The organism is Rhodanobacter sp. Root480, assembly GCF_001426645.1.
GTDB classification, from domain to species: Bacteria; Pseudomonadota; Gammaproteobacteria; order Xanthomonadales; family Rhodanobacteraceae; genus Rhodanobacter; species Rhodanobacter ginsenosidimutans.
Genome location: NZ_LMEX01000002.1, coordinates 196,889 through 217,437, shown reverse-complemented (window position 1 = coordinate 217,437; position 20,549 = coordinate 196,889). Strand labels below are relative to the sequence as shown.

The following is a 20,549-nucleotide window of genomic DNA, read 5'->3' as shown; positions in this document are numbered from 1 at the left end:
CTGTTGGTCAGCTAGCTGGCGCGCTGGCGTTCGCTGGAGCTGGGTATGCGCAAGCCCTCCCGGTATTTGGCCACGGTGCGGCGCGCTACCTGAATGCCGCGGCGTTGCAATTCTTCGGCAATGGCCTGGTCGGATAGCGGTTTGCGGCTGTCCTCGGCATCGATCAGCTTGCGCAGCATGGCCTGGATGGCGGTGGCCGAGGCGCTGCCGCCGTCCTCGGTGGATACGCCGCTGGAGAAAAAATATTTCAGCTCGAAGGTGCCGCGCGGCGTGTGCATGTATTTGCGCGTGGTGACCCGTGAAATGGTCGATTCGTGCATGCCGACCTCCTCGGCTACCTCGCGCAGCACCAGCGGGCGCATGGCTTCGGGGCCGTAGTCGAGGAAGGCGCTTTGCTGGCGCACGATGGCGTTGGCCACTTTCATCAGCGTTTCGGCGCGCGACTCCAGGCTCTTGATCAGCCAGCGGGCCTCCTGCAACTGGCCGCGCATCCAGCTGGCGTCTTCGCCGCGAGCCTGCGCGATCAGGCCGCAGTAATGCTGGTTCAGCCCCAGCCGCGGCTGGGCGTCGGCGTTCAGGCTCACGCGCCAGTGGTTGCCGTCGCGCAGGGCGTAGACATCCGGCGCCACGTATTCCACTGGTGTGGTGTCCAGCGCGGCGCCGGGGCGCGGGTCCAGGCTGCGGATCAGCAAGGCCGCGCCGGCCACGTCTTCCTCGCTGGCACGCAGGTGGCGGGCCAGCTTGGCGATGTCGTTGCGTGCCAGCAATTCCAGCTCGCCGTCGATCAGCCGCAAGGCCAGGTCGCGGTGGGGTGTGTCCGGGTCGAACTGTTCCAGTTGCACCCGCAGGCAATCGCGCAGGTCCAGGCTGGCCACGCCGACCGGGTCGAAACCCTGCAGCAGGCGGCGCACCACCTCGATCTCCTCGATGCTGGCGTCGAGGCTGGCGGGCAGGGCCGCCAGCACGGCATCCAGCCCTTCGGCGAGGTAGCCGGCGGGGTTCAACGCGTCGATCAGCACGGTCGCGATGGCATGCTGGCGCGGGTTGAACGGGGACAGGTTGAGCTGCCACATCAGGTGTTGCTGCAAGGTTTCCGGCGCCGCGTTCTGCGGTTCGAAATCCTCATCCCCACGCGAGCCGGGTGAGCTGCTGACACTGCTGTTGCTGCTGGAGAAGTCGATCGGCGATTCCGCCGTGCCGCCGGTGTCGGCCCAGTCGTCGGCCGGATCGTTCACATCGTGTTCGACGCTGGCCGTATCGGCGACGCTTTCGGCGGCCGCGTAGTCGTCTTCGTCGTCCGCTGCTTCTTCCTCGGCCTCGTCGGCGAATTCCAGCAGCGGGTTGCCTTCGGCGATCTGTCGCAGTTCCGCTTCGAGTTCCAGCTGCGACAACTGCAGCAACCGGATCGCCTGCTGCAATTGCGGCGTGAGGGTCAGCTGCTGATGAAGGCGAAACTGTAACGCGGGTTTCATGCCAACTTGATCGAGTGAGCTCGCAACCATCCTAACCGGTCGCTGCCGAAGCGACCAGAGCGTGACGGTGGTGTTCCGACCCGGTCGGCCGAACGCGCCGCTCAGAGCCGGAATTCGCGCCCCAGGTAAACCTCGCGCACCTTTTCGTCGGCCAGGATGTGTGCGGGCGTGCCGCGCGACAGCACCTCGCCGTCGTTCAGGATGTACGCGCGATCGCAGATGCCCAGGGTTTCGCGCACGTTGTGGTCGGTGATCAGCACGCCGATACCACGTTCTTTCAGGTGACGCACGATGCGCTGGATTTCGCCCACCGAGATGGGGTCGACGCCGGCGAACGGTTCGTCCAGCAGCATGTAGCGCGGCTTGGCCGCCAGCGCCCGGGCGATTTCCACGCGCCGCCGCTCGCCACCGGACAGGCTGATGCCTTTCTGCCCGGCGATGTGGGCGATCTTCAATTCGTCGAGCAGGTTTTCCAGCTCGGTGCCGCGCTGGTTCGCATCCAGCCCGGCGCGCAGTTCCAGCACCGCCATGATGTTGTCCGCCACGCTGAGCCGGCGGAACACCGAGGCTTCCTGCGGCAGGTAGCCGATGCCCAGCTTGGCCCGCGCGTGCATGGGCAGACCGGTGATGTCCTGCTGGTCGAGCTTGATGCTGCCGGCATCGGCTTCGATCAGTCCAACCACCATGTAGAAACAGGTGGTCTTGCCGGCGCCGTTGGGCCCCAGCAGGCCCACGACCTCGCCTTCACGGATCGAAAAACCGAAATCGCGCACGACCTTGCGCGCGCGGAAACTCTTTTGCAGACCTTCGGCGGACAGCATCGGTTACGGCGTTCCCGGCGTGGCGCTGCTTTGCGCCGGAGTGGGCGCGGCGACCGTGCTGGCTGGCGCCGGTGCGGGTGCGGCGGGTTTGTCGGCGGGCGTGGTTGCGGCGCGGGCCTTGGGCTGGAAGGTCATGTGGACCATGCCATCGCCGTTGCTTTCGCCGGTCATCTGGCTGGTTTGCGTGTTGTAGGTGAGGGTGTCGCCGCGCGCTTCGCCGCGCCCTTTCTGTTTCACCACGGCGTTGCCGGACAGCACGGCGTAATCCTTGGCGGCGTGGTAGTCGATGGTGGCCGCCTCGCCCTGCATCAGGTTGCCGTTGTCGTCGAGCTGTTCGAGGTGGGCGGGGTTGCCGGTGATGACGACACGGTCGATCTGGCTTTCGCCATCGAAGTGGACCTTGGCCTCGGCGCCGGTGGCCTTGAGCGAGCCCTGGCGGATCACCACGCTGCCGGTCAGGGTGCTGACCGTGTTCGGCTTCTGGAAACCATCGAAGTGCTTGGCGTCGACCTGCATCGGTTGGTCGCGGTCGCTCTGTTTGGCGAAGGCTGGCGACAGCGCAAGCAGCCCCAGCACGAGCCAGGCGGCGCTAGCGCTTGCGCGGCGGGAACGTGGCGTGGACGTCATCGAGCAGCTCCAGGTGTTTGTCGTTGAGGTTGGCACGCATGCCAAGACCGGTGATTCTAGTGCCCCCTTGCACCATCTGCGCCGCTGCCGCCGTCTGCATGCGGTTGTCCTTGGGCCAGGCGGTGATGTCGGCGCTGCGCAGCTCGGTGGCGGGGGTGTCGTCGTAGGCGGCCCGGTGCATGTAGACGGGTCCCTGCAATTTCAGCATCGTGCCGCCCTTGTCGACCCAGCCGTACAGCGATTCGCCTTTCCAGTCCGGCACGCCGGGTTGGTTCGAGGGCAGGTCGAAGGTGGGCGAGTTGATGTACAGCGAATCGTCGCCTTCGCGCCGTTCGACGTGCGGCGCCGTCAGGTGGAAGGCGGCCAGGCCTTCGGTGTTGTATTTCGTGACGCGGGCATCGGTGAGCGTGTAGCCGGAACGCGGCGGGCCCACGAAGTCGTTGGTTTTCGGCGGCGGGCCCATCCACCACAGCAAGGTCTGGGCAAGCCCCGCAGCCAGCCCCAGCCCCACGATCGCCACCGGCAGGCGGCGGTCGCGCAGGTAGCGGCGGATATTCATTGCCAGCGCTCCCGCTCCGCGTCGGCCTTGCCCTGGGCCAGCAGGATCAGGTCGCACACTTCGCGCGCCGCACCCTCGCCGCCGCGGCGACTGGTTTGCCAGTGCGCCTGCGCAGCCAGCCAGGGATGCGCGTTGGCCACGGCCACCGCCAGCCCGGCCATGCGCATCGGGGCCAGATCGGGCAGGTCGTCGCCCACGAAGGCGGCCTGCGCCGGTGTCAGCTTCAGCGCTTCGAGCAGTTCGCGCAGGCAGGCGCGCTTGTCGCCCTGGCCCTGGTAGACGTGGGCGATGTCCAGCTCCTCGGCGCGCAGCGCCACGGGGTGGCTGATTCGCGCGGTGATGATGGCCACCTGCACGCCGTTGGCCTGCAGCCGCTTCAGGCCCAGTCCGTCATGCACGTGGAAGACCTTGGTTTCGCGGCCGTCCTCGCTGTAATGCAGGTGGCCATCGGTCAGTGTGCCGTCCACGTCGAACACCGCCAGCCGGATGGCGGCGGCGCGGGCGAGCAGGTCGGCGGGGAGGTGGGCGAGATAGCTGTCGGTCATGCGTGATGGGTGGTTGGCGAACGCGGTCGAAGACCCCATCAAACCACGCGGGCACGCAGCAGGTCATGAATATTCAGCGCGCCGACCACGCGCTGGTCGGCGTCGACCACCAGCAGGGCGTGAATCTGGTGCTTTTCCATCAGTTGCGCAGCCTCGGCCGCCAGCTTCTCCGGGCCGATGGTCTTGGGGCCGCGGGTCATCAGTTCGGTGACGGTGGCACCGCGCAGGTCCACGCCCACGTCATCCAGCGCACGACGCAGGTCGCCGTCGGTGAACACGCCCAGCAGGCGGTCGTCGGCATCCACCACGGCGGTCATGCCCAGGTGCTTGCGGGTCATCTCGACCAGCGCGGTGGTGAGGCTGACGTCCGGCGCCACCCGAGGGATCTCCTCGCCGGTGTGCATCACGTCGCTGATCCGCAGCAGCAGGCGGCGCCCCAGGCTGCCGGCCGGGTGCGAGCGGGCGAAATCGTCCGAGGTGAACCCGCGCGCTTCCAGCAAGGCGATGGCCAGGGCGTCACCCAGCACCAGTGCCGCGGTGGTGCTGGTGGTGGGCGCCAGACCCAGCGGGCAGGCTTCGCAGCTGATGCTGCCGTCCAGGTGCACGTCGGCCTGCCGCGCCAGCGAGGAGCCGGGTTTGCCGGTGATCGCGATCAGCGGTATCCCCTCGCGTTTGAGCGTGGGCAGGATGAACAGCACCTCGTCGGTTTCGCCGGAATAGGACAGCGCCAGCACGATGTCCTGCGGCATGATCATGCCCAGGTCGCCGTGGCTGGCCTCGCCCGGGTGCACGTAGAACGACGGCGTGCCGGTGGAGGCCAGGGTGGCGGCGATCTTGCGCGCCACATGCCCGGATTTGCCCATGCCGGTAACCACCACGCGGCCGTGGCAGTTCAGGATCAGCCGGCACGCCTCCACGAAATCGGTGCCGATGCGCGGCTCCAGCGCGCCGATGGCCTCCGCCTCGGTCGCGATCACGGCCCGCGCATGGCGAATGATGGCGTCGGGCTGCAGCGCGACGGTGGCAGGCGGGGCGATGCGTGCGTTCATGGGAGCTCGAATAAGGGAGTCATCGTGGCGTATTGCCGGTCGGCCGGGCGACGAGACGGCTCATCGTCGTTTCTGCGACATGAAATTTCCACTATCATGGCCGATTCGCATTTTACAGTCATAAGCCGTTGGGCAGGGTCGAATTGCCCCGGTTATGTGCCATCAGTCGTGAAGTCCATGGATACTGACCGCATCAAATCGCTGATCGAAGCCGGGTTGCCGGACGCGCGGGCCGAGGTCAGTGGCGCCGATGGCGTCCATTTCGAGGCCACCGTGGTTGCCGATCAATTCGCGGGCAAACTGCCGCTGGCCCGCCATCGGATGGTATACGCCACACTGGGTGAGCTGATGGGTGGGGAAATTCACGCACTGGCCCTGACAACGCTGACGTCCGAGGAAGCGGCGCGCCGCTGAAGTCGCCGCGCTTCCGATACATCTTTTCGAAGGACAACGATGGCCAAGATCCTGATCAGCGGTGGCACGCCGCTCCACGGCGACGTGGGCATTTCCGGCGCGAAAAACGCCGTGCTGCCCATCCTCGCCGCCTGCCTGCTGGCTGACGAGCCGGTCAGCGTGGGCAACGTGCCGCACCTGCACGACGTCACCACCTTCATCGAACTGCTGGGCCAAATGGGCGTGCAACTGGTGCTGGACGATCGCATGAAGATGCACATCGACCCGCGCACCACCAATACCTGCGTGGCGCCGTACGACCTGGTGCGTACCATGCGCGCCTCGATCCTGGTGCTGGGCCCGCTGGTGGCGCGCTTCGGCCAGGCCGAGGTGTCGCTGCCCGGCGGCTGCGCGATCGGTTCGCGGCCGGTGGATCAGCATATCCGCGGCCTGCGCGCGCTGGGCGCGGACATCAGCGTGGAAAATGGCTACATCAAGGCGCGCGCCAAGCGGCTCAAGGGCGCGCGCGTGCTGATGGACATGGTCACCGTCACCGGTACCGAGAACATCATGATGGCCGCCACCCTGGCCCAGGGCACCACGGTGATCGAGAACGCGGCGCAGGAGCCCGAGGTGGTCGACCTGGCGCATTGCCTGATCGCGATGGGCGCGCAGATCGAGGGCATCGGTTCCTCCACGCTGGTGATCCACGGCGTGGAGCGGCTGCACGGCACCGACTACCAGGTGCTGCCCGACCGTATCGAGACCGGCACCTTCCTGGTCGGCGCGGCGATCACCGGCGGCAAGGTACGGGCACGGCATGCGCGCGCCAACACGCTGGATGCGGTGCTGTCCAAGCTGGAAGAGGCCGGTGCGCACATCTCCACCGGTGACGACTGGATCGAGCTGGACATGGGCGGGCGGCGGCCGAAGGCGGTCAACATCAGCACCGCACCGTATCCCGCGTTCCCCACCGACATGCAGGCGCAGTTCACCGCGCTCAACTGCGTGGCCGAGGGTACCGGCGTGATTACCGAGACCGTGTTCGAGAACCGTTTCATGCACGCGCACGAGCTGCAGCGGTTGGGGGCGGACATCCACCTGGAAGGCAACACCGCGGTGATCAAGGGCGTCGGCCAGATGAGCGGCGCGCCGATCATGGCCACCGACCTGCGTGCCTCGGCCTGCCTGGTGCTGGCCGGCCTGGTGGCTCACGGCGACACCACCGTCGATCGCGTGTACCACATCGATCGCGGCTACGAGAACATCGAGGAGAAGCTCGGCACCCTGGGCGCGAAGATTCGCCGGCTGCCGAACTGAGCCAGCGGGTGCCGCGCCGGTCATTACCGGCGTTGTAGGAGCACACCCCGTGCGTGATGCTCTCGCCCGACGTGACGGAAAGCATCGCGCACAGGGTGCGCTCCTACAAAAGGCAACGCCTCAGTCGGCGCGGTAGCTCAGCAACTCCATCTCCACGTTGCCGCCATCGTGCTGCGACAGCTTCACCGGCAGCGGGTACTGGTCGGGCACGTACCAGGCGCTGAAGCCGCGATCGGCATCGGTGCGTTCGACCCGTTCGGCGTCGAAGCTGCCGGCCGGCACCTTGATGGTCTCCTTGCCGGTCACCTTGAAGTTCTGGGTTTCGACTTGCTGCTTGACGGCCACCGGCAACGCCAGGTTCTTGCTGCCATCACGCAGGGCCATGCCGATGGCCAGCGCCAGGGTGTTGCGCTCCACCATGCCGGGCGCGGCCGGGTAGGTGTTTGCGCCCTTGCCTTCGTCCACGCTGACCTGCTTTTTCGCCCAGTCCACCCGCAGGTGGCGTTGCTTGCTCTTGATCGCCGACGTCAGCTGGTAGTCGTAGCTGACCGCCTCCGGCGCGACACCTTTCCAGCGGAAACGCGAGCTTTCCTCAAGATTGGCCGCCAGCAGCGCTGCCATGCCGCCACTGCCTTTGATGCTCTTGCTGTAGACCCATTCGCCGTCGCCGGCCGGGCGCAAGGTGACCTTGGCGTCGCCCAGGGGCATGCCGCCCTGGGTGACGCGATAGGTGGCGGTAAAGGCCGTGGGCGTTTTGGCGGCAGCGGCCATGGCCGTGCTGCCGAACAGCAGCGCAGCGCCAACAAGCGGAACGAACAGGGAGCGGATGATCATCGGCCGAGTCTGCCGCGACCGGGCTGAACCGCGCGTCAAGGCAGGTGCAGGCCGTGCTCGCCCAGTGCCAGCGGGGTGCGCAGCGGCTGGCCATCCAGTAGCGCGCCGTCGTCGCTCCAGCGCAGGCGGCGGCTCGCCATCAGGCTCAGCACGGTGGGCAGCAGGCGGTGTTCCAGCGGCAGCAGCCGCTGCGCCAGCGTGTCCTCGTCGTCGTCGGGGTGGACGGTGATGCGGGCCTGGGCGATCAGCGGGCCGCCGTCGAGTTCGGCGGTGACGTAATGCACGCTGGCGCCGTGCTCGCGGTCGCCGGCTTCCAGCGCGCGGCGGTGCGTGTGCAGGCCGCGGTACTTGGGCAGCAGCGAGGGGTGGATGTTGATCACGCGGCCGATCCACGGCGCCAGCGCTTCGCCATCCAGCACCCGCATGAAGCCGGCCAGCACCAGTATTTCGGCGCCGCTGGCGGCGATGCAGGCCAGCAGGTCCAGGTCGAAGCTGCGCCGGTCCGGGTAGTTGCGCGGGCTCAGCGCCAGCGTGGCGATGCCCGCTGCTTTGGCCAGTTGCAAGGCATGCGCGCTGGCCTTGTCGCTGCCCACCAGTACGAAATCCACCGGTAGTTCGCCGCGGTCGCGCGCGGCCAGCAAGGCCGCAAGATTGCTGCCGCGACCGGAGGCGAGCACGGCGACCTTGAGTGGAGTCGCGCTCACCTGGCCTGCGTCAGTGGCGTCGGTGGAAGAAAGCGTGGCGATCAACGTGGGTACTCAGCCGATTCGCACGCGCTCGTCGCCCGCAGCGGTTACCACTTCGCCGATCACCGCGCTGGCCAGGCCGTGCGTGGCCAGCAGCGTCGAGGCCGCAGCCACCGCGTCGGCCGGCAGGATGACCGTGAAACCCACGCCGCAGTTGAACGTGCGCCACATTTCCTCGCGCGCCACGTTGCCCTCGCGCATCAGCCAGTCGAACACCGGCGGCAAGGGCAGCGCCGATGCTTGCAGCGCGATGCCCAGACCGTCCGGCACCACGCGGATGATGTTTTCCTTCAGCCCGCCGCCGGTGATGTGGGCCATGCCGTGCACCTGATCCGACTGCGCGCGCAGTAGTTCCAGCATCGGCTTCACGTAAATCGTGGTTGGCGCCATCAGCGCATCGGCCAGCTTCATGCCGCCGAGGTCCAGGTCCAATGGATTGCCGGCGCGCTCCAGGATCTTGCGGATCAGCGAATAGCCGTTGGAATGCGGGCCGGACGAGGCCACGCCCAGGATCACGTCGCCGGCGACGATGCCGGCGCCGCTGAGCATTTGCGATTTTTCCACCGCACCCACGGTGAAGCCGGCCAGGTCGTATTCGCCCGGTGGATACATGTCGGGCATTTCGGCCGTCTCGCCGCCGATCAGGGCGCAGCCGGCCAGTTCGCAGCCCTTGGCAATGCCGCCGACCACGGCCGCGGCGGTGTCCACGTCCAGCTTGCCGGTGGCGAAATAATCGAGGAAGAACAGCGGCTCGGCGCCCTGCACCAGCACATCGTTGACGCACATGCCGACCAGGTCGATGCCGATGGTGTCGTGGCGGCCGAGGATCTGCGCCAGCTTCAGCTTGGTGCCGACGCCATCGGTGCCCGACACCAGCACGGGCTCCTTGTAGCGGCCGGAGAGGTCGAACAGGCCGCCGAAGCCGCCCAGCCCGCCCATCACTTCCGGGCGCTGCGTGCGCTTGACCAGTGGCTTGATGCGTTCGACCAGGGCATTGCCCGCGTCGATGTCGACGCCGGCGGCGCGGTAGGTGAGGGCGTCTGACATGGCGTAAACCGGCTGGATGAAACGCGCAAGTTTAGCAGTTATGTGGCGGCGGCTGGCCGTTGGCGGCGCGGACTTTTCCATATCCGCCATGGCTGTCATGGACGCTGGCAGCGCGATTGGGCAGACTTCCCGCAGTTGTCCGCCAAGAATCCATGCTTATGCGCCTGCCCCGTCTGTCGATTGTCGCCCTGTTGCTGGCGTTTGTGGCGTGGTCGCCGCTGCACGCGCAGGTCCCGGGTTCGCCGTATTCGGTCACGGTACCGGTCAGCGACACCAGCAGCGCCCAGCGCGACGAGGCGTTTGCCACGGCGCTGGGGCAGGTGCTGGTACGCGTGGCGGGCGGGCAGGATCTGCGCAACAAGGCCGGTTACGCCGACGCGCTGGGCAAGGCGCGCTCGCTGGTGCAGCAGTTCCAGTACGCCAAGGCGGACGGCGGCGGCCTTTCGCTGCAGGTAAATTTCGAACCCGGCGCGGTACGGCGGTTGATCGACACACTGGGTGTCTCCCGCGCCGGCGTGAAACCGCCCGTACTGTTGCTAGTGAAGGGCAGCGACGGCCAGTTGTTGCAGCAGGACGACCTGGGCAGCCTGGCCCAGGCAGTAACGGCGGGCGGCACCGGCGTGGTGTATCCCGCCCCTGCCAGCACGCCGGACCTGGCGCGTGTGGCCGCGGCGGACCCGGCCGCGCTGGCGTCGATCAACCAGCAATATCACACCGGCCTGGTCCTGCTCGGCAACCTGCATGATGGCGGTGGCGACTGGGTGCTGGTGTCCGGCGGGAAAGCGCAGCGCTGGAGCAATCAGGGCGCTACCGAAGATGCCGTGCTGGCCGATGCCGGCACCGGCGCCGTCGGTCGCGTGGGCCAGCAACTCAATGTGGTCAGCGCCACCGTCAGCACCAGCCGGCTGTGGGTGGATGGGGTGGGTTCGGCCATGGCGTATGCCAACCTGCTGTCGATGCTCAACGCCGACCCCACCGTGCGCAGCGTGACCACGCTGGGCGCGCAGGATGACGGCATCATGCTGGAGATCAGGGCGGCGCTGCCGGCGGCGGCACTGGCCACCAGCCTGGCCGCCGGCGGACGCCTGCTGCTGGATGCGCCGCACGATGGCGCCGATGCCAGCCTGCGCTGGCTGCATTGATGTCCGTCGATGGCGCCGGGAAACGACTCGTGAACCAGGACACCTCGCATCGCTGGCAGATGCTGGCGATCATCGCGATCATCGGCTGGCTGATCTGGCTGCTGGCGCCGGTGCTGATGCCGTTCGCGGTGGCCGCCATGCTGGCCTACCTGGGTGACCCGCTGGCCGACCGGCTGGAGCGGCTGGGCCTGAAGCGCATATGGGCCGCCACGGTGGTGTTCGTGGTGCTGTTGCTGGTGGTCTGCGGCGTGTTGCTGCTGCTGATTCCGCTGATCGCGCGGCAGGTGGAAAACCTCATCGAGAACCTGCCGCGCTACGGCGACTGGGCGCAGGACATCGCCTGGCCGTGGCTGCGTGATCGGTTGCACCTGGACCCGGACACCTTCGACAGCGATCGCCTGCTGGAGGCGATCAAGGCCCACATCGGCTCCATCGGCACCGTCACCGCGACCGTGCTGGGGCGGGTGTCGCGCTCGGGCCTGGGTATCGCGATGTGGCTGACCAACCTGGTGCTGATCCCGGTGGTGGCGTTCTACCTGCTGCGCGACTGGGATCGGCTGGKGGCCACCATCGACCGCATGTTGCCGCGCTCGATCCAGCCCACCATCGCGCACCTGGCGCGCGAGTCGGACAGCATCCTGGGCGCATTCGTGCGCGGCCAGCTGCTGGTGATGCTGGCGCTGGGCGTGTTCTACGGCGCCGGGCTGGGCGTGGTCGGGCTCACCGTGGGGCCGCTGATCGGCATGGTCGCGGGTCTGCTCAGCTTCGTGCCGTACCTGGGTTTCATCATCGGTTTCGTGGCCGCGATCGTGGCCGTGCTGGTGCAATACGGCGACTGGATGCACGTGCTGCTGGTGTGCGGCGTGTTCGTGCTGGGCCAGTTGCTGGAAGGCTACGTGCTGGTGCCCAAGCTGGTGGGCGACAAGATCGGCCTGCACCCGGTGGCGGTGATCTTCGCGGTGCTGGCCGGCGGCTACCTGTTCGGTTTCCTCGGTGTGCTGCTGGCGCTGCCGGCGGCGTCGGTGATCATGGTGCTGTTGCGCTACCTGCTCGAACGCTATCGCATGAGCGAGCTGTACAACGAGGCCGGGCCGGACGACCCGGTGATTGCCGAAGTCGAGGTCAGCGTGCACAGCGACGGCGACGTCGAATCGAATATCACGACGCCACCGGACGACGGAACGACCCCATGATTCCGCAGTTGCCGCTGGCGCTGCGCTGGCCGCGGCGCCAGCGTTTCGAGCATTTCCATGCCGGTACCAACGCGGCCGCGCTGGCCGCGGTGGAGGCGCTGGCGCGCCAGCCCGGCGCACCGTGGGTTTATCTGGGCGGCCCGACCGGCAGCGGCAAGAGCCATCTGCTGATCGCCGCCTGCCATGCCGCCAGCGCGCTCGGGCGTACCGTGCAATACCTGCCGCTGACCAGCCAGGTCGACCGCGCCGCCGCCCTGCGTGGTGTCGCCGGCAGCGAACTGCTGGCGCTGGATGGCCTGCAGGCCATCGCCGGCGATCGCGATGCCGAGCACGCCCTGTTCGACCTCTACAACCGTACCCGCTCCGAGGGCGGTGCCCTGCTGTTCGCCGCGGAAGCCGGCGTGGCGCAACTGGCCTTGGGCCTGCCCGATCTACGCTCGCGCCTGGGCGCCTGCACCCGGTTCACGCTGAAACCGCTGGACGACGCGGATCGCCGCGAGGTGCTGAAAAGCCAGGCCGTGCTGCGTGGTATCCAGCTGGACGACGCGGTGCTGGACTGGCTGTTCTCCCGCTACGCCCGCGACCTGGGCGCTTTGCTCGACCTGCTGGACAAACTCGACCAGGCCTCACTGGCCGCGCAGCGACGGATCACCGTGCCGTTCCTGCGCGATTTCCTGCGCGACGCCGCCGAACCGTAGGCGCAAACCCTGCGGACGAATCCGCACAAAAAAGGCGCCTTGCGGCGCCTTCGATGTGTCGATGAAACGTGGCTCAGGCCTTGAGCAGTTCCGGCGTCGCCTGTTGTCCGATCGCGTCCACCATCGCCTTGGCCACGTGCAGGTTGCCGGCGATGATGTTGCCGCTGGCGGGGATGCCGTCGCGGCCAGCGAAGTCGCAGTAGCGTCCGCCCGCCTCGTGCACCAGCAGCACGCCGGCGGCCATGTCCCAGGGTTTCAGGCCGATCTCGAAAAAGCCGTCGTAGCGGCCGGCGGCAACGTAGGCCAGGTCCAGCGCGGCGGAGCCGGAGCGACGGATGTCCTCGGCCTGGCCCAGGATGGCGCGGGTCATGTCCAGTTGCGGCACCAGATGCTGGCGCTGGCGGAACGGGAAGCCGGTGGCGATCATCGCGCCGCCCAGGTTCTCGCGCTTGCCCACGCGCATGCGGCGGTCGTTGAGGTAGGCGCCGTCGCCCTTGCTGGCGGTGTACAGCTCGTCGCGCAGCGGGTCGAACACCACGGCGTGGATCGGCACACCCTTTTCCAGCAGCGCGATCGACACGCTGAAGTGCGGGATGCCGCGCAGGTAGTTGTGGGTGCCGTCCAGCGGGTCGATTACCCAGGTAAGCGGACCCTTGCCGATGGCGCCGCTTTCCTCGGCCAGGATCGCGTGGTCGGGATAGGCGCGGCGCAGTTCCTTGATGATCTCCGCCTCGGCCAGCTTGTCGACCTCGGAGACGAAATCCAGCTGCTGCTTCTCGACGACGTTGAGGCCGTCGATGCGGTTCATGTAGCGCAGGATGATGTTGCCTGCGGAACGCGCGGCGCGCGCCGCGATCGTGACGTGGGGTCGGGCCATGGGGTTTCGACTTTGGAAGAGAGCGGGGTTGCGACCGCGCATTCTAGCAGAGGCGCGATGGGGCAGCGGCGGGCGAGGGCGCCCGGTGCATCGAAGACGGAAGGCTGGCGTCGGCCCTCCGCATTCGTGCCGTGTCGGGCTTCGCACTATGCTTGCAGGCTTTCTTTCACCGCCCACACCCCATGACCGATACCCTCGACCTCGCCGCCCGCCTGCGCTTCGTGCTCGTGCGCACTTCGCACCCGGGCAATATCGGCAGTGCTGCGCGGGCGATCCGCACGATGGGTTTCGAGCGACTGGATCTGGTGCTGCCCGCGCGCTTTCCCGACCCGGACGCCACCGCGCTGGCCGCGGGCGCCGACGCGGTGCTGGATGCCGCCGGCATCCACCGCACCCTGGTCGATGGCCTGGCCGGCAGCAACCTGGCACTGGGTTTGTCCGCGCGCAGGCGCGGGGTGAACCTGCCGGAAATCTCGCCGCGCGAGGCCGCCGCGCAGGCACTTGCCGCCGCTGCACGCGGCGAGCAGGTGGCCATGGTGTTCGGCAACGAGCGCACCGGGCTGGAAAACGAGGAGCTGGCGCATTGCCACGCGATGGTGCGCATTCCCAGCGTGGATGATTTCAGCTCGCTCAACCTGTCGCAGGCGGTCCAGGTGATGGCCTACGAGCTGCGCATCGCCATGCTGCAGGAAACGCCGGCGCCACCGCCGCCCGTGCATGACGAACCGCCCGCCGACGCGATACAGATGGAACAGTTCTACGACCATCTGTCGCGGACGCTGGACGACATCGATTTCCACAAGGGCCGCACGCCGACCACGATCATGCTGCGGCTGCGCAAGCTGTTCCAGCGCGCTCAGATGGATGAACGCGAACTGCGCATGCTGCACGGGATATTGGCCGATGCGCAGCGGATGGCGGGGCTGGCCGGGGTGAAGAAGGGCTGAGCGGCTAGGGCGAAAAGCGCCCTCTTCCGCCTTTACGTGCCGCTCCTGCGGCACGTCCTACGGGCCGGCTTCGCCGTTCGCTTCGGCGGCATCCTGCCTTCGCAGTGGGCACCTTCTCCCGCGAGCGGGAGAAGGAAGTCATCGGGCCTCCTCGAAACTGCCGGGCACCCTCCCCCGCTTCGCGGGGGAGGGTGCCCGGCAGGGCGGATGGGGGCAGCTCCTGACCTACTCGTCCTCCGACGCCTCGAACGTCGGCTCCAGCGTCACCAGCAGCTTGTCGATCCGCGCGCCGTCCAGGTCCACCACCTCGACGCGGATGCCGTGCCAGGTGAAGGTTTCGCCGGTTTGCGGGATGTGGCCCAGTGCAGCCATCACCATGCCGGCGGCGGTGCGGAAGTCGTGTTCGTCTTCGCCGGGCAGATGGTTCAGTTGCAGCAGTTCGCGCAGGTCGTCGGTGGGCAGGCTGCCGTCGATCAGCCAGCTGCCGTCTTCACGCTGCACGATCGGCGAGTGGTCATCGCTGCCGCCGTGGCCGATCTGGCTGGCGCCGACCACGGCTGCCAGCAGGTCGTTGACGGTGACCACGCCCTCGATGTCGCCGTATTCGTCCACCACCAAGGCCAGCGGCGTCTCGGCGTCGCGGAATTCCTCCAGCAGATCCAGCGCGCGGGCCGTGGCGGGCACGAACAGCGGTTTGGACAGGTGGCTGAACAACTCCGGGCGGCCCTGGGCGAAGCTGTACAGCAGGCGCTTGACCTCGACCACGCCCACCACCTCACTCTCGTCACCGCGGTATACCGGGTAGCGCGAGTAGGGCGTCTGGCGCAGCACTTCCACGTTTTCCTCGCGGGTGCCGGCGATATCCAGCCAGGCGATGCGCATGCGCGGGGTCATCACGCTGTCCACCGTGCGGTCGCCCAGCCGCAGCACGCGGTTGACCATGTTGTGTTCGTCGGCGTCCAGCACGCCCTGCTCGGCGCTTTCGGCCACCAGCAGGCGAATCTCCTCCTCGGTAACCACGCCGCGGCCCTGCTGGTTGATCCGCAGCATCCGCAGCAGCAGATTGCTGGAGATGTTCAGCAACCACACGAAAGGCGCCGTGAGGCGCGACAGCAGCAGCATCGGGAACGCCACGATGACGGAGACTTTCTCCGGCGCCGCCAGCGCCAGCCGCTTGGGCACCAGTTCACCGATGACGATCTGGATGAACGAGATCAGCACGAAACCCAACACGATGCCGATGATGCGGGCATAGGGGAGGAGCCATGCCACGTTGTCGCCGCGCAGTGCGTTGGCGATGTGGGCGCCCAGTGCATCGCCGGCCACGGCGCCGGTGATCAGCATCACCAGGGTGATGCCCACCTGCACGGTCGACAGGAAGTGCTCCGGCGATTCGGCGTGGCGCAGCGCCAGGGCGGCGCCGCGGCTGGTTTTCGCCATCTGCTTGAAGCGGCCCTTGCGGGAGACGACCAGCGCCATCTCCGACAGCGCGAAGAAGCCGTTGCAGAGTGCCAGCACGAAGACGAGCGCGATTTCGATCAGCATCGCGGCGGGGTTGGGGGCGGAGGCATGGGGGCAGTGTAAGGGCAGCGAGGCCCGCAGTTCACCTTTTGCGGGCGTAACCGTACGGGGCGTGTGTCCTGTAACATTCCACTATTCCGCTTCCTCCAGGCAAGGCCGCATGTTTTCACTGCAGACGATTTTCGGAAAAGGCGACAAATTCTACGGCTTGCTCGAACAGAGCGCCGGCGCCGCCCATGAAAGTGCCAAGGCCCTGCACGATTTGCTCACCAACCCCGGCAAAGGCTCGGTGATGGCCGGCTTCACCGCCACCCGTGCCCGCGAAAAGGAGCTGGCCGCGCAGATCAGCGAGGGACTGGTGAACACCTTCGTCACCGCGCTGGATCGCGAGGACATCGAGGCGCTGAACTCGGCGCTGTACAAGATTCCCAAGACGGTGGAGAAATTCGCCGAACGCTTCGAGATCGTGGCCGATCGCCTCGACGGCGTGGATTTCGCCCAGCGCGCGCTGGTGCTGGAGCGCTCCAGCGCCGTGGTGGTGGAGATGATCGGCGAGCTGCGCCGCGGCCTGCGCATCGACCCGGTGAAAAAACTGCAGGATCGCCTGCAGGCGCTGGAGTCGGAAGGCGACCGCATGCTGCTGGCGCCGTACCGCACGTTGTATGTGGAGGGCGGCGACGTGATGCGCGCGGTGCTGGCCAAGGACCTGTTCGAGCTGATCGAGAAGGCGATCGACAAATGCCGCGACGTGGGCAACATCGTCTATTCGATCGTGCTGAAGAACTCCTGAGGGCTTTCGCCGTGTCCCTTGCCTTGTTCTTCCGCCGGCGCGCGACCGCGACGACCACTTGCCCGCTTCACACCGGATACCGGCCATGACCCTGGTGATCGCGGTGGTGGTGATCGCGCTGGTCTTCACCTACATCAACGGTTTTCACGACACCGCCAACTCGATCGCCACCGTGGTGGCGACCAAGGTGCTGACGCCGGGGCAAGCCGTGTTGCTGGCGGCCGGCACCAACCTGATCGGCGCGCTGATGGGCACGGCGGTGGCCGCCACCATCGCCTCGGGCCTGATCAACGCCGGCGTGCTGGAGATGAGTTCGCAGATCCTGATCTGCGCATTGCTGTCGGCGATCATCTGGAACCTCATCACCTGGTGGCTGGGCCTTCCCTCCAGCTCCAGCCATGCGCTGGTCGGCTCGCTGGTGGGTGCGGCGCTGGCGGCGGCAGACAACAATTTTTCAGCGGTGATCTGGGCGCAGAACGGCTTTGCGCGAGGCGAAGGCGTGATTCCCAAGGTCATTCTGCCGATGGTCTATTCGCCCCTGGCCGGTTTCATCCTCAGCTTCGCGTTGATGGGCGGGCTGTACGCGTTGCTGGCCTGGTTCGCCAACCGGCAGGGCTGGCTGCGCCGGTTTGGCCGCACACCGTTCGTGAACTCGTTCTTCGGCAAGGCGCAGATCGTGTCGGCCAGCGCCATGGGCGTGGCGCACGGCATGAACGACGCCCAGAAAAGCATGGGCATCATCGCGTTGGCCCTGGCCGGCGCCACCGCCGCGCACCAGTTCGATCACCTGCCTGAATGGCTGGATTTCCTGCGCATCGACGGTGATCCCGCCGGCGGTTTCGCGATTCCCGTCTGGGTGAAAGTGGTCTCCGCCCTGACCATGGCCGCGGGCACCGCCGGCGGTGGCTGGCGCATCATCAAGACGCTGGGCCACAAGATGGTCAAGCTGCATCCGATCAATGGTTTTGCCGCGGAAACCGGCTCGGCTTTCGTGATTTTCGTGGCCTCGGCCTTCGGCATCCCGGTGTCGACCACGCACAACGTGTCGGCCTCGATCATGGGCGTGGGCGCGGCCAAGCGCTTCAATGCGATCCGCTGGTCGGTGGTGGAGCGGATGGTCTGGGCGTGGATCCTGACCCTGCCGATCACCGCGTTGCTGGCGTACGGCCTGGTGCTGGTAGCCCACGCACTGTCCTGACGTTCGTTACAGCGAATCGCTGTCGGCGGCGATCACCTGCTCCAGTTCGTCGCCCAGCGAGCCCAGTTCGCTGATCAGCCGTTGCAGCTCGCCTTCGTCCAGCGTCTCGTACGGGCGGTTTTCGCACAGATGCAGGTAGGGCGAGCCGTCCAGGTCGGTGACCGCAAGAAACCCCGTGCGCTGCAGCCAGTTGAAGCGCAGGCAGCGGTTGGGATCGATACCCGCCAGCGGCCCCACCGGGGTGGAAATACGCAGGTAGCGGCGACCGTCCTCGCCTTCCAGCTCCGCCAGGTAGATGCCCTGGTAACGATCCTTCGCCAGCCCCAGGTCGAAACTGATCAGGTAGGGATCGTTGTGGCGCAGCGCGTAGTGGCTGCCGATATGCGAACGCACGGCTTCGAAATGGCGCATGGAGGCTTCCGGGGTGGCGAGCGAACACTGGTACTCTGCCACGTCCCCCCGCTTGCGTCTTGTGAACCATGAGCGATGCCGCCCGCCGCATCTATGCCGCGATCGCCGCCATTCCGCCCGGCCGCGTGGCCAGTTATGGCGCCATCGCGGCCCGCGCCGGGCTGCCGGGGCGGGCGCGGCTGGTGGGCAAGCTGCTGGGTGACACGCCGGACGGACTGGAGCTGCCGTGGTACCGCGTGCTTCGCGCCAGCGGCCAGATCGCGCTGCCGCGCGACAGCGATGGCTTCCGCGAGCAGTGCCAGCGGTTGCGTGCCGAGGGCGTCGAGGTAAAAGGCGGCCGCGTGCCGCTGTCCCGTTTCGGCCTGGATGGCGACCTGGACCGGGCGCTGTGGGGCATGCCGGGGGATTGAGGATTCCCGGACCTGATCGTCACTACGCGAAGCTTCATCCAACGCCGACAGCGTGAGGCGCTATCGACGCATTGACACGACGGAAGCGGTTCCACCAGCATCGAAAATCCACATGCGGGGGAGGCCAGGGATGAGCCGGAACAAGCTGGGTTGGGTGTTGGCGTTGCTGTTGGTGGGGTTGGTCGGCGGATGGTTTCTCTCGAACTGGCTGGTGTTGCTTCTGCTCGGCCTGCGCGATACGTCGCTGGCCTGGAACACCTGGTGGCAATACCTGCAGGCGATGGATCTGCCGCAGTTCGCGCCCTTCGCTTCCCGGATCAAGCTCAGCGGCGCCATCGGTTTCGGCCTGCCGTTGCTGGCGTGGGCCGGTGCGCTGATTCCGCTGCTGAAGACCCGATCCGCCTCCCTCCATGGTGATGCCCGCTTCGCCACGTTGTCCGACCTGAAAAAGGCCGGGCTGCTCACGCAGACCCCGCAAAGCATCCTCATCGGCTCGTACAAGGGCCGCTACCTGTGGTTGGGCGGCGCCCAGCACGTCATCACCATCAGCCCGACCCGCTCGGGCAAGACCACCAGCGTCGCCATCCCGGTACTGCTCTCGTACCAGGAATCGATGGTGGTGCTGGACCTCAAGGGCGAGCTGTTCAAGGCCACCAGCGGCTGGCGCCAGGCGCAAGGCCACGCCATCCGCGTCTGGGCGCCGTACGACGAGGCGGGCAACACCCATCGCTTCAACCCGATGACGCCGCTGGCGGGGATGGACCCGGGCAAGCGCATCGGCGAGATCCAGACCATCGCCGCCATCCTGTACCCGGACGAAGCCGGCAAGGACCCGTTCTGGACCGCACAGAGCCGCGCCGCCTTCACCGCCTTCGCGTCGTTCCTGTTCGAGGGCTGGGATCACGGCTGCCGCAGCGGCCTGCCGGACATGCACCCCAATACCCACGAAGGTTTCCCCAGCTTCGAGCGCATCCTGCGCCTGTCCAGCGGCGCCGACGGCCAGGGCACCCGGGAGATGTTGCAGATCATCCTGAAGGACCCGCGCTACGCCTTCGTCAGCGCCCAGACCCGCACCGTATTCGGCAACCTCGCCGGCCTGGCCGAACAGACCTTCTCCTCCGTCCTCGCCACCATGCAGGCGCCGCTGCAGCAGTTCCTCAGCCCCATCCTGGCCGCCGCCACCAACGCCACCGACATCGACGTGGCCAGCCTGCGCAAACGGCCCACCACGCTGTACGTCATCATCCCCACCAACAAGCTGGACGAAAGCAGCAAGCTGCTCAACATCTTCTTCAGCACGGTGATCGGCGGCAATCTCACGAAACAACTGGGCGAGGAGCCGGAACTGAAACACCAGATGCTGCTGCTGATGGATGAATTCACCGCCATGGGCCGGATGGACGTCTGGGCCAAGCGCATCTCGATCTCCGCCAGCTACGGCGTGCGCGACCTGTGCATCGTGCAGAGCCGCGCCCAGCTGCGCTCGGCCTACGGTGACGACGACGCGCAGAACTTCATCACCAACCACGGCGCACAAATCGTGTTCGCCCCGCGCGAGCAGAGCGACGCCAACGAATACAGCGAAATGCTCGGCTACAAGACCATCCGCAAGGAACACCGCAGCACCAGCCGCGGTCGCGGCACCAACCAGGTCTCGATCAACCACACCGAAGAAAAGCGCGCCCTGTTCCTGCCCCAGGAAATCAAGGAGCTACCCGCTGACGACGAGCTGATCTTCTACGAAGGCTGCAAACCGATCCGCGCCAGGAAGAACTGGTATTTCAGGGACAAGCAGCTCAAGCAGCGGGCTGGCGTGGCGCCGGCGGTGATCAAGGGGGCGAGGGCAAGCATGCAGCAGGACGCATCCACGAAGGATGTCATCCGTCCGAATGATGCGAAGGAAGCTCAATGGCTGGCAAGCTAGGAATCAACAAAAAAGGAGGCTCGGT

General features: G+C 67.0%; 22 protein-coding genes. 10 read left to right on the top strand and 12 right to left on the bottom strand.

The features are described from left to right. Positions 1-11: 11 nt before the first annotated feature. The 6 genes from ASD22_RS08130 to ASD22_RS08105 all read right to left on the bottom strand — a co-directional run bounded on the left by ASD22_RS08130 (position 12) and on the right by ASD22_RS08105 (position 5,073). Positions 12-1,472, bottom strand: coding sequence for an RNA polymerase factor sigma-54 (locus tag ASD22_RS08130; protein ID WP_056081590.1), 1,461 nt, complete (start codon positions 1,470-1,472; stop codon positions 12-14). Positions 1,473-1,573: 101 nt separating this feature from the next. Further along, positions 1,574-2,293: an LPS export ABC transporter ATP-binding protein gene (lptB, locus tag ASD22_RS08125; RefSeq protein ID WP_056081587.1), complete on the bottom strand. Its 720-nt coding sequence runs from the start codon at positions 2,291-2,293 to the stop codon at positions 1,574-1,576. 3 nt (positions 2,294-2,296) lie between these two features. Beyond that, positions 2,297-2,920 carry a lipopolysaccharide transport periplasmic protein LptA gene (gene lptA / locus ASD22_RS08120; protein ID WP_056081586.1) on the bottom strand — a complete coding sequence of 208 codons (624 nt, stop codon included), beginning with the start codon at positions 2,918-2,920 and terminating at the stop codon, positions 2,297-2,299. Further along, positions 2,883-3,479 (bottom strand): LPS export ABC transporter periplasmic protein LptC, encoded by a 597-nt coding sequence (lptC, locus tag ASD22_RS08115; RefSeq protein WP_056081581.1) that lies wholly within the window; start codon positions 3,477-3,479, stop codon positions 2,883-2,885. Before lptC ends, lptA begins: the two co-directional genes overlap by 38 nt. Continuing rightward, entirely contained in the window at positions 3,476-4,024 is a 549-nt protein-coding gene (locus tag ASD22_RS08110; RefSeq protein ID WP_056081578.1) for an HAD-IIIA family hydrolase, read from the bottom strand. Before ASD22_RS08110 ends, lptC begins: the two co-directional genes overlap by 4 nt. A 38-nt stretch (positions 4,025-4,062) precedes the next feature. Then, positions 4,063-5,073, bottom strand: coding sequence for a KpsF/GutQ family sugar-phosphate isomerase (locus tag ASD22_RS08105; RefSeq protein ID WP_056081574.1), 1,011 nt, complete (start codon positions 5,071-5,073; stop codon positions 4,063-4,065). A 177-nt stretch (positions 5,074-5,250) separates the two neighbouring features. On the opposite strand from ASD22_RS08105, the gene ASD22_RS08100 reads away from it, so the two are divergent. After that, a complete protein-coding gene (locus tag ASD22_RS08100; protein WP_056081571.1) occupies positions 5,251-5,487 on the top strand; it encodes a BolA/IbaG family iron-sulfur metabolism protein in 237 nt (78 codons plus the stop codon). Positions 5,488-5,526: 39 nt separating this feature from the next. Further along, complete coding sequence (murA, locus tag ASD22_RS08095; protein WP_056081568.1) at positions 5,527-6,786, top strand: UDP-N-acetylglucosamine 1-carboxyvinyltransferase; 1,260 nt, start codon at positions 5,527-5,529, stop codon at positions 6,784-6,786. Positions 6,787-6,906: 120 nt separating this feature from the next. On the opposite strand, the gene ASD22_RS08090 is transcribed toward murA, so the two are convergent. The 3 genes from ASD22_RS08090 to purM are packed head-to-tail and all read right to left on the bottom strand — an operon-like array spanning position 6,907 to position 9,413. After that, positions 6,907-7,620: a DUF3108 domain-containing protein gene (locus tag ASD22_RS08090; RefSeq protein WP_056081566.1), complete on the bottom strand. Its 714-nt coding sequence runs from the start codon at positions 7,618-7,620 to the stop codon at positions 6,907-6,909. A gap of 35 nt (positions 7,621-7,655) precedes the next feature. Next, positions 7,656-8,324, bottom strand: a complete 669-nt coding sequence (gene purN, locus ASD22_RS08085) for a phosphoribosylglycinamide formyltransferase (RefSeq protein WP_056083999.1) — start codon at positions 8,322-8,324, stop codon at positions 7,656-7,658. A 54-nt stretch (positions 8,325-8,378) separates the two neighbouring features. Then, on the bottom strand, positions 8,379-9,413 hold the full coding sequence (gene purM / locus ASD22_RS08080; RefSeq protein WP_056081562.1) for a phosphoribosylformylglycinamidine cyclo-ligase: 1,035 nt from the start codon (positions 9,411-9,413) through the stop codon (positions 8,379-8,381). Positions 9,414-9,571: 158 nt separating this feature from the next. Between purM and ASD22_RS08075 the strand changes: the two genes are divergently transcribed. From ASD22_RS08075 to hda, 3 genes are read left to right on the top strand one after another with little or no spacing between them, the layout of a single operon-like run. Next, positions 9,572-10,555 (top strand): DUF2066 domain-containing protein, encoded by a 984-nt coding sequence (locus tag ASD22_RS08075; protein WP_056081559.1) that lies wholly within the window; start codon positions 9,572-9,574, stop codon positions 10,553-10,555. 29 nt (positions 10,556-10,584) lie between these two features. Continuing rightward, complete coding sequence (locus ASD22_RS08070; protein ID WP_056083996.1) at positions 10,585-11,748, top strand: AI-2E family transporter; 1,164 nt, start codon at positions 10,585-10,587, stop codon at positions 11,746-11,748. Beyond that, the gene (gene hda / locus ASD22_RS08065) at positions 11,745-12,446 is read left to right on the top strand and encodes a DnaA regulatory inactivator Hda (protein ID WP_056081556.1); all 702 of its coding nucleotides are present in this window, start codon (positions 11,745-11,747) and stop codon (positions 12,444-12,446) included. Before ASD22_RS08070 ends, hda begins: the two co-directional genes overlap by 4 nt. Before the next feature lie 73 nt (positions 12,447-12,519). On the opposite strand, the gene ASD22_RS08060 is transcribed toward hda, so the two are convergent. Continuing rightward, on the bottom strand, positions 12,520-13,323 hold the full coding sequence (locus ASD22_RS08060) for an inositol monophosphatase family protein (protein ID WP_056081554.1): 804 nt from the start codon (positions 13,321-13,323) through the stop codon (positions 12,520-12,522). A 182-nt stretch (positions 13,324-13,505) separates the two neighbouring features. Here ASD22_RS08060 and ASD22_RS08055 point away from each other — a divergent pair, with 182 nt between their 5' ends. After that, entirely contained in the window at positions 13,506-14,270 is a 765-nt protein-coding gene (locus tag ASD22_RS08055; RefSeq protein ID WP_056081551.1) for an RNA methyltransferase, read from the top strand. A gap of 225 nt (positions 14,271-14,495) precedes the next feature. Here the strand turns inward: ASD22_RS08055 and ASD22_RS08050 are convergent, their stop codons facing one another. Further along, positions 14,496-15,815, bottom strand: a complete 1,320-nt coding sequence (locus tag ASD22_RS08050) for a hemolysin family protein (RefSeq protein WP_056081549.1) — start codon at positions 15,813-15,815, stop codon at positions 14,496-14,498. Between the two features lie 136 nt (positions 15,816-15,951). Between ASD22_RS08050 and ASD22_RS08045 the strand changes: the two genes are divergently transcribed. Next, on the top strand, positions 15,952-16,581 hold the full coding sequence (locus ASD22_RS08045; RefSeq protein ID WP_007082581.1) for a hypothetical protein: 630 nt from the start codon (positions 15,952-15,954) through the stop codon (positions 16,579-16,581). Between the two features lie 85 nt (positions 16,582-16,666). After that, positions 16,667-17,779, top strand: a complete 1,113-nt coding sequence (locus ASD22_RS08040) for an inorganic phosphate transporter (protein WP_056081545.1) — start codon at positions 16,667-16,669, stop codon at positions 17,777-17,779. Positions 17,780-17,785: 6 nt separating this feature from the next. Here the strand turns inward: ASD22_RS08040 and ASD22_RS08035 are convergent, their stop codons facing one another. Beyond that, entirely contained in the window at positions 17,786-18,190 is a 405-nt protein-coding gene (locus tag ASD22_RS08035) for a hypothetical protein (RefSeq protein WP_007082579.1), read from the bottom strand. A 68-nt stretch (positions 18,191-18,258) separates the two neighbouring features. Here ASD22_RS08035 and ASD22_RS08030 point away from each other — a divergent pair, with 68 nt between their 5' ends. Together ASD22_RS08030 and ASD22_RS08025 are read left to right on the top strand one after the other, a co-directional pair. Beyond that, a complete protein-coding gene (locus ASD22_RS08030) occupies positions 18,259-18,600 on the top strand; it encodes an MGMT family protein (protein WP_056081542.1) in 342 nt (113 codons plus the stop codon). A 130-nt stretch (positions 18,601-18,730) separates the two neighbouring features. Next, positions 18,731-20,524: a type IV secretory system conjugative DNA transfer family protein gene (locus ASD22_RS08025; protein ID WP_056081538.1), complete on the top strand. Its 1,794-nt coding sequence runs from the start codon at positions 18,731-18,733 to the stop codon at positions 20,522-20,524. Positions 20,525-20,549: the final 25 nt, after the last annotated feature.